This is a genomic window from Streptococcus sp. M334 (assembly GCF_000187745.1).
Taxonomy (GTDB): domain Bacteria; phylum Bacillota; class Bacilli; order Lactobacillales; family Streptococcaceae; genus Streptococcus.
On record NZ_GL732486.1, the window covers coordinates 543,086 to 557,897 of the forward strand.

Genomic DNA, 14,812 nt, shown 5'->3' on the forward strand with positions numbered 1-14,812 from the left:
GTCAAGCTATTTTTCGAAAAAATTTGAAATTTCTTTCACATATAAAAATCTGCTGAGTTTCAATAACTCAACAGATTCTCACTTTATATACTCAATGAAAATCAAAGAGCAAATTAGGAAGCTAGCCGTAGGTTGCTCAAAACACTGTTTTGAGGTTGTAGATAAGACTGACGAAGTCAGCTCAAAACATGTTTTTGAGGTTGTAGATGAAACTGACGAAGTCAGTAAGCATATATACGGCAAGGCGAAGCTGACGTGGTTTGAAGAGATTTTCGAAGAGTATTATTCTTCTATGGTTGAATGCTTATAGCCATAAGTAAAGTAAATAATACTTCCTATCAACAAAGCAACGAGGAAAGCAACCCAGGTTTCCACATTATACTGCAACATGAAGGACAAACAAATGATGATTGATAAAATGGGTAATAAGGGGACCAATGGTGTTTTAAATTCTCCAGCTTTGGGCATCCCTTTTTCTTTCCGTAAGCGAATCAGGCCGTATGCTAGCATGATCAAGTAGGCCAAAGTACAAATATTTAAAAAGGCTGCAATACTAGCTAATGGAAACATTCCTGCAGCTACCGCTGAAGCTAGACCTGTCAAGATAGTAGCATTCTTTGGTACCTTACTTGTCTTCGTCAGTTCCTTAAAGGCGGAAGGCATTAACCCGTCACGCGCTAAACTGTAAATCATACGCGATAGGGCATAGGTCATCGAAATACAAACTGTAATCAAGGTTAAGATAGCCACTAATGACACATAGTTAGCTGCCCAACTAATCCCAACGCTACGAAGAGCAAAGGCAACGGCATCATCGACATTTAGATGACTATAGTGAACTACACCAGTCAAGACAAGCGTTACCAAGGCATAAAGAATGGTTACGATAGAAAGCGATAAGACAATTCCTCTAGGAATATTTTTTTGAGGAGTCTTGACTTCATCTACAGCCATAGAGATGGATTCGAAGCCTAAAAATCCGAAGAACATCAAGGATGCACCAGCCATAATACCAGTACTAGCTCCATAGATTTGTCCAAAACCATAAGGAGCAAAATTGCTCCAATTATCAAGTTTGATATGCCAAATTCCTACTAAAACAAAGAGAGCTAAAGCGGAAAATTTCAAAATAACTAAAATAGAATTAAATCGTAAGGCTGCCTTGGCATTGAGTAAAACAAGCGATGTCACTAAGGCCAATACAAGAATAGGCAATAAGTCAACAAAGGTCCCTGCTTGAGGATTAAAGGTACCATTTAAAGCACGAGGAAGGGCTATCCCGTATTGAGACAGTAACCCTTTAAAATAAGCTGCCCAACCCGAAGCCACACCAGATATGGCTGTCATGAACTCCATCATGGTTAACCAGCCAGCCAACCAAGCTGGAAATTCTCCTAAGATAGCATAGAGATAACTATAGGCACCACCCGTAGCAGGTACTCGTGAAGCGAATTCTGCAAAAAATAGTGCTGATAATCCCACACACAAGGCAGAAATAACGATTGAAATCACTAGCGCTGGACCAGCAAGTGTTGCAGCTGCAGTACCTGTAATTGTAAAGACGCCTGTCCCTACCATGGCTCCGATACCAAGCAAAATCAAATCCCATAACTTCAAATGCCTGTGCATCTCCGTTTTATCCAAACTTACATTCTTTGTTCTAAATATATTCATCTTTCACTCCAAAATAAAATGATGATTCTATTTTACCATAAATATAGGATATTTGTGAATATTTATAAAATAATTTTCTAAAAAATCTGACTACATATTGTAATCAGATTTTTATCTATTCTAGTTCATTTCTTTAAATGCTGCTTCTGCATCCGCGTTGCTGATGACACCAAATTGAATCTTTCCAATCTTTCCTTGGCTATCAATTAGGTATTCTGTAGGAATGCTTCGAATTTGATAAGCTTGGAAGGTTGTTGCTTTAGTATCATAAAGAACTGGGATATCCTTATAACCTTGTTCTTGGAACCACTGTGGGAATTGCTCGACAGTTTTTTCACCTTGAATTCCTGGTGCAATGACACTAAGAATTTCGAAATCGCGATCTGGTTTTGCAGCCAATTCCATCAACTCAGGCATACTTTTCTTACATGGACCACACCATGAAGCCCAAAACTTCAAATAGACTTTTTTACCCTTATAATCAGATAACTTGACTTCTTTGCCATCCATAGATTGCAAGGTGAAGTCTGGAGCTTCTTTTCCAACAGCAATTTGTTGTACAGGCGTTTGTTGCTGTTGTTTTGGGGCTTGTTGTGGTTCTTGAGTCTTTTTAGTTTCTTTCTCACCACAGGCCATCAATACGACTAATGATAAGAGGCTTAAACCAGCAAACATTATTTTTTTCATCTTTTTCTCCTTTATTCAAAAATTCCAGCTAGAACATTTACTTGTCCTAGTATTAACAAAATTCCCATTAAAATAATAAGGAAACCACCAATTTTCTTCAGAAGCATCATATGACGCTTGATTTTACTAAAATAAGGCATCACTACACCTGAAGCTAGAGCCAAGACCAAGAAAGGAATGGCCATCCCCAGAGTGTAAATAAGAGTATAGATGGCTCCTTGCCAAGCACCATTGCCTCCAGAAGCCGCAAGCGCTAAAACAGAACTCAAAACTGGACCAATACAAGGCGTCCAACCAAAGCTAAAGGTAATACCGAGTAAAAAGGCTGACCAATAACGATTGGCTTCTGATTTCTTAAAAGTTAAGCTTTTTTGAACCTCTAATTTCTTAAAATGAAAAATTTCCATCTGGTGAAGCCCTAAAATGATGATAATCGTACCCATGGTATAGCGAAACCAATTGGCATAGAGAATATTACCAAAGTAACCAGCACCAAATCCTAGAATAAAGAAAATAAGAGAAATACCTGCGATAAAGCAAAGTGTGCGAATCAAACCTGACCAGAGAACCTTTCTCCCAAACAAAGAAAAACTTTTTGCGCTTTCCTGATCATCCAGCAAAATTCCAGTATAAACTGGTAACAGAGGAAAAATACAAGGGGAAAAGAAAGACAAGACCCCTGCTAAAAAAACGGAGATTGAAAATACTATCGTTTCCAATAAAGAACCAACTTTCTTAATAATTCATATCCTATTGTACTATAATCAATTTTATTTGTATGATTTCTGCTACGCAAATTGAATTAGCCTATATATGAATGGTCATTTCTGCCACTAGTTAATTCAGATTTTGGCTCTAAAGCTACAAAAAAGCCTACTGACCAAGCTAGAAAGCTTGATACAATAGGCTTTTTAAAGGCTGATTATTTAACAGCGTCTTTAAGAGCTTTACCAGCTTTGAATGCTGGAACTTTAGAAGCTGCAATTGTGATTTCTTTACCAGTTTGTGGGTTGCGACCTTTACGTGCAGCACGCTCACGAACTTCAAAGTTACCAAAACCTATCAATTGAACTTTTTCACCAGCTGCAAGGTAGTCAGCTACTGCTGCGAATACAGCTTCAACTGCTGCTGCTGAGTCTTTCTTAGTCAATTCTGTAGCTTCTGCTACTTTAGCGATCAAATCTTGTTTGTTTGCCATGTTAATGATTCCTCCAAATTAATTTCTAATTAACAACTATAATCATATCCTAAAATCCCTTTTAGGTCAAGTTAAAAACGCTATTTATTCGCATTTTCTTTATTTTTTTAGGAGTTTTTAGGAATTGTAACGAACTAAAATAGCCCAAGCGTTCTCACCCGTGTGAGTTTGAATAATAGACCCTGTCTCCAATACTGAAATTGGCTTTTCAACATAAGGTTGCAAATTGTCTTTCATCTCTTTTGCCCAATCAGAACTACCAGAATATGAAATTCCAATCTCTGCTACAGAACGGTCAGAGAGCAATGTTATCAACTCATCCAACCATTTTTTAAAAGTTTTAGCTCCACGCCCTTTAACCATTGGTTGCAATTCATGATCCTTCATCTGCATGACAACACGTATATTGAGAAGTGAGCTCAACAATCCAGTTACACGACCAATTCGTCCACCTTTTACTAGATTTTCTAGAGTAGAAACGCCAATATAGAGCTCCGTATGTTTTTTTACTTCTTCTACATGAGATAAAATTTCCTCCAACTCTTTACCTTCTTGTGCTAACTTCGCAGCCTCAACAACTTGGAATTTCAAGGCTTGGTCAGTGAAGGAACTATCAATAACTGTCACGTCGGCAGTAGATAAACTAGCACCCTGGCGCGCTGCTTCTACAGTACCTGAAAGGGCATGGGACATATGAATAGCAAGAATCTGACTGCCATCCTTGCACAAGTCTTCAAAAACTTCAGCGAAAACACCTACAGGTGGTTGACTTGTTTTAGGAAGATTCTTAGCTTCTTGCATCAAGTGAAGAAATTTACCTTCTTCTTTTAAATCAGCATCCGAATAAACAACATTATCAATCATTACAGATAGAGGAACTACCGTGATATCTAATTGCTTTACTAATTCTGGCTCAATAGTAACAGATGAATCGGTAACAATCTTAATTTTTGTCATAGTATCAATCTTTCTATTTTAGGATTCAGATTGGTTTTCTTACTTTTAATTATATCAAAAAAAGATTAAAAATCCTAATGGAGTCATTCAAATTTTCCTTAAAAATTTGATATAATCAACTTATAAGAAAAGAGGTGTCCTATGATTAAAAAAATCTATCCCATTTTAACTATTTTACTAGGTGCTGGCATTTATGCTTTTGGTCTAACCTATTTTGTAGTTCCCCATCATCTCTTCGAAGGAGGGGCTACAGGCATTACTCTTATTACCTTTTATCTTTTTGAAATCCCTGTTTCCATCATGAATCTGCTGATTAATATTCCTCTATTCATCCTAGCTTGGAAAATATTTGGAGCAAAATCTCTCTATTCTAGTTTGCTTGGGACCTTGGCTTTATCTGCCTGGTTAGCTTTTTTTGAGCGTATTCCCCTTCATATTGATCTTCAAGGTGATTTACTAATTACTGCCCTTATATCTGGAATTCTATTAGGAATTGGTCTTGGAATTATCTTTAACGCTGGAGGTACAACTGGTGGAACTGATATTCTAGCTCGTATCCTCAACAAATACACTCATTTCTCCATGGGGAAACTACTTTTTATCTTAGATTTTTGTATTCTCATGCTCATTCTCCTTATTTTTAAGGATTTGAGATTGGTTACTTACACCCTACTCTTTACTTTCATTGTATCCCGAGTGATTGATTTGATTGGGGAAGGAGGATACGCAGGTAAAGGATTTATGATTATTACCAAACGTCCTGACCAACTTGCTAAGGCTATTAATGATGACCTAGGAAGAGGTGTTACTTTTATCTCAGGGCAAGGCTACTATAGTCAAAAAGATTTGAAAATCATCTACTGTATTGTCGGAAGAAATGAAATTGTTAAAATGAAGGAAATGATTCATCGAATCGATCCTCAAGCCTTTATAACTATTACAGAAGCCCATGAAATCCTAGGAGAAGGCTTCACCTTTGAAAAAGAATAAAAAGAGGTAATGTAGTAACCTCAGAAGTTAGACTAAATCATCTACCTTTTGGGTTACAGACAACCTCTTTTTTATTTATTTAGGCACTTAAGACCAATTGCGAGCTACTTCTTCATCAGCCTTTAACTGATCCACTAATTGATCAACTGAATCAAATTTGGTCATATCTCGAATGCGATCAAGCCAATAAACCATGACGGTTTCCCCATAAATATCTTGATTAAAATCAAAAATATTGACTTCAAAACGTGCTTCTTCTCCATCAAAGGTCACATTTTTCCCGACACTAGCCATAGCACGATACTTCTGTCTTTGAATCTCAACATCAACGACATAAACGCCATCTGCTGGCATATAAGTACGATCTAAAAGCACCAAATTAGCTGTTGGATAACCAATCGTACGGCCACGAGCATTGCCATGAACCACCATACCTCTTGATGGAAGCGGTGCCCCCAAAAGTTCTCCTGCTTCTTTCACATTTCCGTCTAAAATAGCTTGACGGATACGTGTTGAACTAATCTTTCCTTTCTCATCTTCTACAGGTGGGACAATAATGACTTCTCCATCAAAGTAATCCTTCAAATCTTCTGCCGTTTTTTGGTCAGAGCCAAATGTATAATCAAAACCTGCAACAATAATTTTGGCATTCATAGCCTTAATATAAGTTGCAAAAAATTCTTCTGCCGTGAGACTAGCGAATTGACTACTAAAATCAAGGAGATATAATTCTTCTACACCTTCACGCTTTAATTTTCTCTCACGTTCAGCAGGGTTCAAAATATGTAAAAATAGGTCAGGATGATAAGGCTCTAAAGCGATCTTTGGGGATTCATTAAAGGTCATAACGACGATAGGCAACAAATCCTTTCTCGCAGCCTTGTTGGCAACACGAAATAATTCTTGATGTCCCTTATGTATACCATCAAAATAGCCAAGAACTACGACTGAATCAGATGGTGTGCCAATATCTTTTTGGTTTTTTATAGGAATAGTAATAATCATAAAATAATTATATCATAGTGATAGCTATTTCTGAACCAGAAAATCTGAAATGACATTTTTTTAACCTGAAGTGTATCATTTTAGAAGAATTTTATTTTTGATACTCTTCGAAAATCTCTTCAAACCACGTCAGCGTCTCCTTGCCGTACTCAAGTACAGCTTGCGGCTAACTTCCTAGTTTGCTCTTTGATTTTCATTGAGTATGAAATCGTAATACAGACCAAGAGATTGAGATAAGAATCTTAAAATCAGAAAAACACATCATATCAGCTAGTTAAAACTTGATACAATGCGTTTTATTATAAAAAGATCTACTGGATTTTTTATCAAAATAAACTTCCAGTAGTCTTTTCACTTTTTACTAATAAGTTCCTTCTTCGCCTTGGCTAGTCAAGATAACAGGTCCATCTTTCGTAATGACAAATTGGTGTTCATACTGACATGACAATCCACCGTCAATGGTCTTATGCGCCCAACCAGTCTTCATATCTGTATCAATTTCCCAGTCGCCAGTATTAATCATCGGTTCAATGGTCAAGACCATTCCTTCACGAAGGCGAAGCCCACGACCTGCAATACCATAGTTAGGCACCATTGGTTCTTCATGCATTGTAGGTCCTACACCGTGGCCTACTAGATCTCGGACAACCCCGTAACCACGACTTTCAGCATATTCTTGAATGGCTGCACCGATATCACCAATACGGTTTCCAACAACAGCTTGTTCAATCCCCTTATACATGGCTTCTTTAGTTACATCCATCAGATTTTTCACTTCTTCAGACGGTGTACCAACAGCATAAGCCCAACAAGAGTCTGCTAGACCACCAGAGTAACTCTGAGTGTATTTTTTCATTTGCTCCACATTGTTGAAGTTTAATTTTGAGACATTCAGGTCAGATTTAGCTATAGGACCTCCCAAAACCATATCAACTTTGAGTAAATCACCATCTTTCAAGATATAGTGACGAGGGAAAGCATGAGCTACTTCATCATTAAGAGAGCAACACGTAGCATAAGGATAGTCCATCATGGCACCGTCAACTCCAATTTGAAGCGGAAGGAAATTTTCTTCCTTACAACGACGTCGGACATATTCTTCAACTTCCCACATATCTATGCCAGGCTTAATCAAATCACGTAAGCCGATATGAATACTTGCTAGAAAATCACCAGCCTTATCCATAGCTTCGATTTCACGAGCTGATTTTAATGTTATCATTTTTTCTCCTAGTTTCTAATTAATTTTAACGGTTACATTTGCTTTTGAAACAATCCGGTGACCATGATAAATATCGTAGTCAATAATAGCTGACCGTCTCGTATGATGGATAATCCGTGCCTGAATGCGCAATATATCATCTATCTGAACAGCCTGCAAAAAGTAGATTAGCATCTGCTCGATAATGAGATTGCGACCACTATTAACAACTAAATCTTGGGTCATGTGGGTCAAAATTTCTGCCAATACACCATTAGCCAAAACTCCGTTCTTCTCGAGCATAAAGGGTTCAACTGTAATCACTACCTCATCATGGTGATAAGAGAGCTTTTGTCCAATCTGCTCAGAAAAAGTTGGTAAAGCAGAAACTTGAGAACGGCTCATCTTCTCCATGACATCTCGTCTAGTTACAACGCCAAGCAAAGTTTGATTGCTTCGAGCAACTGGTACCATTTCAAAGTCTTCGGCAATCATCCGTTGACTCACATTGGCAATATTTGTCGATAATCCAACTAAAAATAGACTACGAGACATGACTTTATCAATTGTGGTACTTGGTGACTTGTCACCAGCATCTCTCATAGTTACAACTCCAACGACAACCTGATGTTGGTTAATAACTGGAAAACGACTGCTTCGATTCTTACGTACTAAGTCCAAATAATCTTTGACTGTGTCAGTCTCTCTCAGAAAACCATATTCATGACTTGGACGATAAAGTTTCTCAACTGTCAAAATATCAGTCTTGATTTGGACATTTGACAAGGCTTTATTGATCATGGTCGCAACGGTAAAGGTATCATGCTTACTTCTTAAAACAGGAATCCCTTTTTGATTAGCCAGTTTTAGCACATCATCATGGACATGAAATCCACCTGTAACGAGAACCGCATTTTCATTTTCCAAGGCTAACAACTGAATACGGGTTCGGTCTCCGACAATCAAGAGTCCCCCATCATGAAGATAGGATAGGATGTTTTGTTCGGTCATAGCACCAATAGAGAACTTACTAAATTCTCTTTCTAAACCTTCTTGTCCAGCTAACACCTCAGAAGAAGTTACTTCTGCAATTTCTGCATATGTTAATCTTTCGATAGCAACTTTCTTCGATTTAATGCGAATTGTTCCACTACGGGGACGAGTCTCTACAATTCCACGATTTTCAGCTTCCTTGATAGCGCGATAGGCCGTTCCATCACTGACTCCCAGATGATTGGAAATACTACGAACACTGACCCTTTTACCTACTGGTAATTCCTCCAAATAACTTAGAATTTCCTGATGCTTACTCATTGAATTCTCCTTTTACATACCGAAATTCAAGATAATCTCGCATTTTCCTTGTATAGCGATCACTGCCTTTAAACTGACGGAACAAACTAAATCCAGACTTAAGAGCAACCTTTTGGCTAGCTTCATTTTCAAGATGGGTTATAATAGATAATTGTTTTAAATCAAATTCTTCAAAAGAAAGTTGGCAAAGTTTTTTTACAACTTCTGTCATAAATCCTTGTGACCAAGCATCTTTTCTCAAAAAATAGCCAAGCTCTGCTTCTTTTTTGATTTCATCTAACTTCTCAAATTTAATAGAACCAATCATTTGTTGATTTTTCTGGTCACAAATAGCCCATACTCCTAATGGAGATTTCATAAAATAATTGGCCAGTGCATATTGACTCTCTTCGAGACTAGCTTGACTTGGAAAAATAAATTGAAGATTTTCTGGATTCGAAGCTATCTCATAAAAATCCTGGCTATCACTAAAAAAGAAAGGACGCAAATACAAGCGATCCGTTTCAAAAAAAGAAAACATTGCTAATTTGGTCCAAATATTCATAAACACCTCTACGGTTTAATCCTCAACAAGTCTAATATCCGCTCCTAGATTACGTAATTTTTCGATAATATCAGAATAACCACGTAAGATAAACTCGATATTGGTAATTTCAGTTTGTCCCTCGGCCATCAAACCAGCAATAACTAAAGCTGCACCAGCTCTCAGGTCAGTCGCTTTAACACTTGCTCCACGCAAACCACGTCCACCTGTGTATAAAATATGACCATTTGTTGTTGATATATCTGCGTCCATCTTAGCTAATTCAAAAACATGGTTTACACGTTTTTCGTAAATCGTATCAACAATTGTACCACGACCATTAGCTGTTAGCAAAAGAGGGGTAATCGGTTGTTGCAAATCAGTTGCAAAGCCTGGATAAGGAGCTGTCTTAATATTGATTGCTTTCAAATTAGACTGTTCTTCGACAAAAATACTGTCTTCAGATACTGTCATTCTCACTCCCATTTCTTCTAACTTAGCAATAAATCCTTCTAGGTGTTCGTAAAGAACATTATTTATACGAATTCCCTTACCCACTGCAGCAGCTAAGGAAATATATGTTCCCGCTTCAATACGGTCTGGAATCACCTGATGACGTGTCCCATGTAATCTTTCAACACCATCAATAATGATAATATTGGTTCCAGCACCACGGATATGGGCTCCCATATTATTCAAGAGAGTGGCAACATCAATAATCTCAGGCTCACGAGCTGCATTTTCAATAATGGTACGCCCATTTGCTTTAACCGCAGCAATCATTGTATTAATCGTCGCACCCACACTAACCGTATCCATGTAAATACTTGCTCCATGGAGTCCTGTATTTTTAGCAGATAACTTCATGTTATCTCCCTCGTAGCTAACAGTGGCACCCATAGCTTCAAAAGCCTTAAGGTGTAAGTCAATAGGGCGAGGTCCCAAATCACATCCACCAGGCAAGCCAACAGTGGCTTCCCCAAAGCGACCTAAAAGACTTCCATAAAAATAATAAGATGCACGAAGACTATTGATTTTCCCATAAGGCATTGGAATATTTTGAACACCTCTTGGATCAATCTCTAACACATCGTCATAACGCTTAACGGTAGCCCCCATTAACTCCATGATTTCAACAAGACTAGCAACATCAGAAATATCTGGTACACAATCCAAAGTCACCACATCATCAGCCAAGATAATAGCTGGAATCAAAGCTACTACACTATTTTTTGCGCCACTAATGGTAATCTCACCTTGCAGGGGCAAACCACCATTGATAACAATTTTTCTCATTTTTAATTTTTAATACTCTTTCAAAATTTCTAAAAAGGTCCTATGTTAAAGTATATCATAAATTCACCCTTTTTTCCATCATTTTCAATTATATTAGCTAAATCGTATTTATTGGTAACTGAGCTTTCTTAAAAAAGTTATGCCCCTTTTTTGCCCCCTGAATACAAAAATAGCCCTTCGGATAAATTCCGAGGGGCTAGAAACGTTGTTAAATCAACGGCCGAACTTTTGAATTTCAAGGTTCGGGATAAAATAGTTCACTGAACTATTTTATTTTTTAAGATTGTAGAATGATTTCAATCCACGGTATTCAGCTACTTCACCAAGTTGGTCTTCGATGCGAAGTAATTGGTTGTATTTAGCGATACGGTCTGTACGTGAAAGTGAACCAGTCTTGATTTGTCCTGCGTTAGTTGCAACTGCGATGTCAGCGATTGTTGAATCTTCAGTTTCACCTGAACGGTGTGATACAACGGCAGTGTAACCAGCTTCTTTAGCCATTTCGATAGCTTCGAAAGTTTCAGTAAGAGTACCGATTTGGTTAACTTTGATAAGGATTGAGTTAGCAGCACCTTCTTGGATACCACGTGCAAGGTAGTCAGTGTTTGTTACGAAGAAGTCGTCACCAACAAGTTGTACTTTCTTACCAAGACGTTCAGTAAGAGCTTTCCAACCATCCCAGTCGTTTTCATCCATACCATCTTCGATAGTGATGATTGGGTATTTGTTAACCAATTCTTCAAGGTAATCGATTTGTTCTGCAGATGTACGAACAGCAGCGCCTTCACCTTCAAATTTAGTGTAGTCGTAAACTTTACGTTCTTTATCGTAGAATTCTGATGAAGCACAGTCAAATCCGATAAATACGTCTTTACCTGGAACGTATCCAGCAGCTTCAATCGCAGCAAGGATAGTTTCAACACCGTCTTCAGTTCCTTCGAAACGAGGAGCGAATCCACCTTCGTCACCTACGGCAGTTTCCAAACCACGTGATTTAAGGATTTTCTTAAGAGCGTGGAAGATTTCAGCACCGTAACGAAGAGCTTCTTTGAATGTTGGCGCACCAACTGGCAAAATCATGAACTCTTGGAAAGCGATTGGAGCGTCAGAGTGAGAACCACCATTGATGATGTTCATCATTGGAGTTGGAAGAACTTTAGTGTTGAATCCACCAAGGTAGCTGTAAAGTGGGATTTCAAGATAGTCAGCAGCAGCACGAGCTACAGCGATAGACACACCAAGGATTGCGTTTGCCCCCAATTTACCTTTGTTAGGAGTACCGTCAAGAGCAATCATAGCACGGTCGATAGCTTGTTGATCACGTACATCGTAGCCGATGATAGCTTCAGCAATGATGTTGTTTACGTTGTCAACAGCTTTTTGTGTACCAAGACCACCGTAACGAGATTTGTCACCGTCGCGAAGTTCAACTGCTTCGTGTTCACCAGTAGAAGCTCCTGATGGAACCATACCACGTCCGAAAGCACCTGATTCAGTGTAAACTTCTACTTCAAGTGTTGGGTTACCGCGTGAGTCTAGGACTTCGCGAGCGTAAACATCAGTAATAATTGACATTTTTTACTCTCCTTATGAGTTAAATTTTTTACACCTCTATAATACCTTAAAACCCCTCCTTTTTCAAGAAAAAACGTTATCTTTGTGCAAATTTTCCTTAACTTTATAAAGTAATCGCTTTCTTTTGTCTGTTTTATTCTAATTTTTATGATATACTGTTTTCATGACAGATTTATCAAAACAATTACTTGAAAAAGCTCATGGTGGAGCAAAATTAAATCCAGATGAGCAAAGACGCTATCTTGGTACTTTTGAGGAAAGAGTTCTTGGATATGCAGATATTGATACAGCAAATAGCCCTCAGTTAGAAAAAGGGTTTTTATCTATTATAGAAAATCTTCAGGAAAAAGCAGAGCCACTATTTGTGAAGATTTCACCAACTATCGAATTTGACAAACAAGTTTTCTACTTGAAAGAAGCTAAAGAAACTGATAGCCAAGCCACCATAGTGTCTGAAGAGCATACTTCTTCTCCTTTTGGCCTGATTATTCATAGCAATGCACCGGTTCAAGTAGAAGAAAAGGATCTTCGACTTGCTTTTGCAAAACTTTGGGAAGTTAAAAAAGAAGAACCAGCCAAAACATCCATCTGGAAGAAATGGTTTGGCTAAATCTTGCGCATATTTAATAAACGCCCAATATTAGCAGCAGTGTGCTCCAGATAGAGACTGGCATTTTTCAAACTGTCTTCTAAAGCTTCACTTTTCTCCAAAATAGAAAAGGCAGCTTGAATATTTTGAAATGGTAGGGAAGGTAAATCGTCAGCAAGACTACCACAAATAGCAATAACAGGAACTCCGACAGGGGTTCTTTTTGCTACACCAATTGGTGCTTTACCTGCTAAACTTTGACGATCTAGTCTCCCTTCTCCAACAATAACCAAATCAGCATCTGAAACTGTCTTATCAAAGTTGATTAGCTCCAAGCAGGTATCAATTCCAGACACGATATTTGTCTGAGCAAAGGCACACAAACCCCCAGCAATGCCTCCACCAGATCCTGCTCCTTTAATTTCCAATATTACAGGGGAGACTTTTTCATAAAAATCTTGTATTGCCTGATCTACGACTGCAAACATAACAGGATCTAAGCCTTTTTGTTTGCCAAAGGTATAAGTCGCACCTTGAGGACCACATAAGGGACTCACGACATCTGCTAAGATACAAATTTGAACATCTTCAGGAATTTCATAGCGATTTTCTATTGAAACAGAAACTAATTTTAGTAAGGACTGACCGCAAGCGGGCAAGACATTTCCATCCCTATCATAAAATCGATAACCTAAACCAGCAGCGATCCCAATTCCTCCGTCATTACTGGCCGTGCCACCAACTCCGATATAGATATCTTTAATCCCTTGAGCAATGAGATGACGAACCAACTCTCCAATACCACAAGTTTGGATTTGCAGTGGATCTCGTTTCTCTAGCGGAATTTTCCCAAGGCCAACTAAATCAGCAACTTCAAATAGTGCCAGTTTCCCATTTTGAAAATAACGCATTTCTTCTTTTTGTCCAAAAGGTCCTGTCACTTGGACCCATTTTTCTTCAAGATCAAGAGAATGTCGAATAGCATCTACAGTGGCTTCTCCCCCATCACCAACAGGGCAGAGGAAACATTCTACATCTGCCATTGATTGTTGGAATCCTCTTTTTATAGCTTTAGCCACCTCTTCGGCAGTCAAGCTTTCCTTAAACGAATCTGGTGCAATTACAATCTTCATATTTTCCCTCATTCTAAAAAGTTAATCAAAGGAAGTACTTCTAAAAAATCCCTCTTGTCAACATGATGTTGTATTTCTTTTTTGAGCACTTCTTTGGCACAAAAGGCAATTCCAAGTCCCGCCGACTTCAACATCAATAAATCATTGGCCCCATCACCGATTGCTATTGTTCTTTTTTTAGAAAGTTTTAGTTCCTTTCTCCATTGTTCTAGGGTTGCTTGTTTGACTTCAGGGCTTATAATTGCTCCAACTAATTTTCCTGTTAGAAGACCGTCTTTGACTTCAAGTTGATTGGCAGAGAAATAGGCAATACCAAGTGATTTCGCTAATCTCTCAACTATTGGTATAAAACCACCTGACACCAGACCAACTAGAATGCCATTCTTTTGGAGAATAGAGATGAATTCTTGAACATTTGGCGATAGATGAATAGAGTCGAAAACTTTATCAAAGACCGAAATAGGAAGACCTTCCAAGAAGGACACTCTTTTTCGTAAACTCGTTTCAAATTCTATCTCTCCTCGCATCGCCTGACTTGTAACCTGCGCAATTTCTTCCTCACAACCTACCTCTCTTCCCAAAAGGTCGATTACTTCTTCTAGGATTAAGGTTCCATCAACATCCATAACACACAAGCCTTTTACTTGAGACATATCTTCTCCTCTCTAAA

The 14,812-nt window shown here is 38.2% G+C and carries 16 protein-coding genes; 3 read left to right on the forward strand and 13 right to left on the reverse strand.

The features are described from left to right. Positions 1-94 precede the first annotated feature (94 nt). Positions 95-310, forward strand: coding sequence for a hypothetical protein (locus tag HMPREF0851_RS16430; RefSeq protein ID WP_009014211.1), 216 nt, complete (start codon positions 95-97; stop codon positions 308-310). Here the strand turns inward: HMPREF0851_RS16430 and HMPREF0851_RS07145 are convergent. From HMPREF0851_RS07145 to HMPREF0851_RS07165, 5 genes are all read right to left on the reverse strand, one after another. Continuing rightward, complete coding sequence (locus HMPREF0851_RS07145) at positions 283-1,674, reverse strand: APC family permease (protein WP_001020331.1); 1,392 nt, start codon at positions 1,672-1,674, stop codon at positions 283-285. The genes HMPREF0851_RS16430 and HMPREF0851_RS07145 overlap by 28 nt on opposite strands. A gap of 120 nt (positions 1,675-1,794) precedes the next feature. Continuing rightward, positions 1,795-2,361 (reverse strand): thiol-disulfide oxidoreductase-associated lipoprotein SdbB, encoded by a 567-nt coding sequence (gene sdbB, locus HMPREF0851_RS07150; protein ID WP_000723278.1) that lies wholly within the window; start codon positions 2,359-2,361, stop codon positions 1,795-1,797. Positions 2,362-2,372: 11 nt separating this feature from the next. After that, the gene (ccdA2, locus tag HMPREF0851_RS07155) at positions 2,373-3,080 is read right to left on the reverse strand and encodes a thiol-disulfide oxidoreductase-associated membrane protein CcdA2 (protein ID WP_000448001.1); all 708 of its coding nucleotides are present in this window, start codon (positions 3,078-3,080) and stop codon (positions 2,373-2,375) included. Between the two features lie 203 nt (positions 3,081-3,283). Further along, positions 3,284-3,559, reverse strand: a complete 276-nt coding sequence (locus HMPREF0851_RS07160; protein WP_001284637.1) for an HU family DNA-binding protein — start codon at positions 3,557-3,559, stop codon at positions 3,284-3,286. A 117-nt stretch (positions 3,560-3,676) separates the two neighbouring features. Further along, the gene (locus tag HMPREF0851_RS07165; protein ID WP_000161406.1) at positions 3,677-4,516 is read right to left on the reverse strand and encodes a DegV family protein; all 840 of its coding nucleotides are present in this window, start codon (positions 4,514-4,516) and stop codon (positions 3,677-3,679) included. Positions 4,517-4,657: 141 nt separating this feature from the next. Between HMPREF0851_RS07165 and HMPREF0851_RS07170 the strand changes: the two genes are divergently transcribed. Next, complete coding sequence (locus HMPREF0851_RS07170) at positions 4,658-5,506, forward strand: YitT family protein (RefSeq protein ID WP_000592069.1); 849 nt, start codon at positions 4,658-4,660, stop codon at positions 5,504-5,506. 87 nt (positions 5,507-5,593) lie between these two features. Here HMPREF0851_RS07170 and HMPREF0851_RS07175 read toward each other — a convergent pair whose 3' ends face one another. From HMPREF0851_RS07175 to eno, 6 genes are all read right to left on the reverse strand, one after another. Further along, positions 5,594-6,511, reverse strand: coding sequence for a bifunctional riboflavin kinase/FAD synthetase (locus HMPREF0851_RS07175; protein ID WP_000587439.1), 918 nt, complete (start codon positions 6,509-6,511; stop codon positions 5,594-5,596). A 361-nt stretch (positions 6,512-6,872) separates the two neighbouring features. Further along, positions 6,873-7,733 (reverse strand): methionyl aminopeptidase, encoded by an 861-nt coding sequence (locus HMPREF0851_RS07180; protein ID WP_000631532.1) that lies wholly within the window; start codon positions 7,731-7,733, stop codon positions 6,873-6,875. Between the two features lie 15 nt (positions 7,734-7,748). Then, on the reverse strand, positions 7,749-9,026 hold the full coding sequence (gene spxR, locus HMPREF0851_RS07185; protein WP_000033814.1) for a CBS-HotDog domain-containing transcription factor SpxR: 1,278 nt from the start codon (positions 9,024-9,026) through the stop codon (positions 7,749-7,751). After that, a complete protein-coding gene (locus HMPREF0851_RS07190; protein ID WP_001028737.1) occupies positions 9,019-9,570 on the reverse strand; it encodes a GNAT family N-acetyltransferase in 552 nt (183 codons plus the stop codon). The genes spxR and HMPREF0851_RS07190 overlap by 8 nt, the downstream gene beginning before the upstream one ends. Before the next feature lie 15 nt (positions 9,571-9,585). Next, complete coding sequence (locus HMPREF0851_RS07195) at positions 9,586-10,845, reverse strand: UDP-N-acetylglucosamine 1-carboxyvinyltransferase (RefSeq protein WP_001227098.1); 1,260 nt, start codon at positions 10,843-10,845, stop codon at positions 9,586-9,588. Positions 10,846-11,115: 270 nt separating this feature from the next. Then, positions 11,116-12,420 (reverse strand): surface-displayed alpha-enolase, encoded by a 1,305-nt coding sequence (gene eno, locus HMPREF0851_RS07200; protein ID WP_000022813.1) that lies wholly within the window; start codon positions 12,418-12,420, stop codon positions 11,116-11,118. A gap of 163 nt (positions 12,421-12,583) precedes the next feature. On the opposite strand from eno, the gene HMPREF0851_RS07205 reads away from it, so the two are divergent. Then, a complete protein-coding gene (locus tag HMPREF0851_RS07205) occupies positions 12,584-13,030 on the forward strand; it encodes a DUF1694 domain-containing protein (protein WP_000131070.1) in 447 nt (148 codons plus the stop codon). Here the strand turns inward: HMPREF0851_RS07205 and HMPREF0851_RS07210 are convergent. Both HMPREF0851_RS07210 and serB read right to left on the reverse strand, forming a co-directional pair. Further along, positions 13,027-14,142: a glycerate kinase gene (locus HMPREF0851_RS07210; protein ID WP_000706396.1), complete on the reverse strand. Its 1,116-nt coding sequence runs from the start codon at positions 14,140-14,142 to the stop codon at positions 13,027-13,029. The genes HMPREF0851_RS07205 and HMPREF0851_RS07210 overlap by 4 nt on opposite strands. 8 nt (positions 14,143-14,150) lie before the next feature. Beyond that, positions 14,151-14,795, reverse strand: a complete 645-nt coding sequence (serB, locus tag HMPREF0851_RS07215; RefSeq protein WP_000084500.1) for a phosphoserine phosphatase SerB — start codon at positions 14,793-14,795, stop codon at positions 14,151-14,153. Between the last annotated feature and the right edge of the window lie 17 nt (positions 14,796-14,812).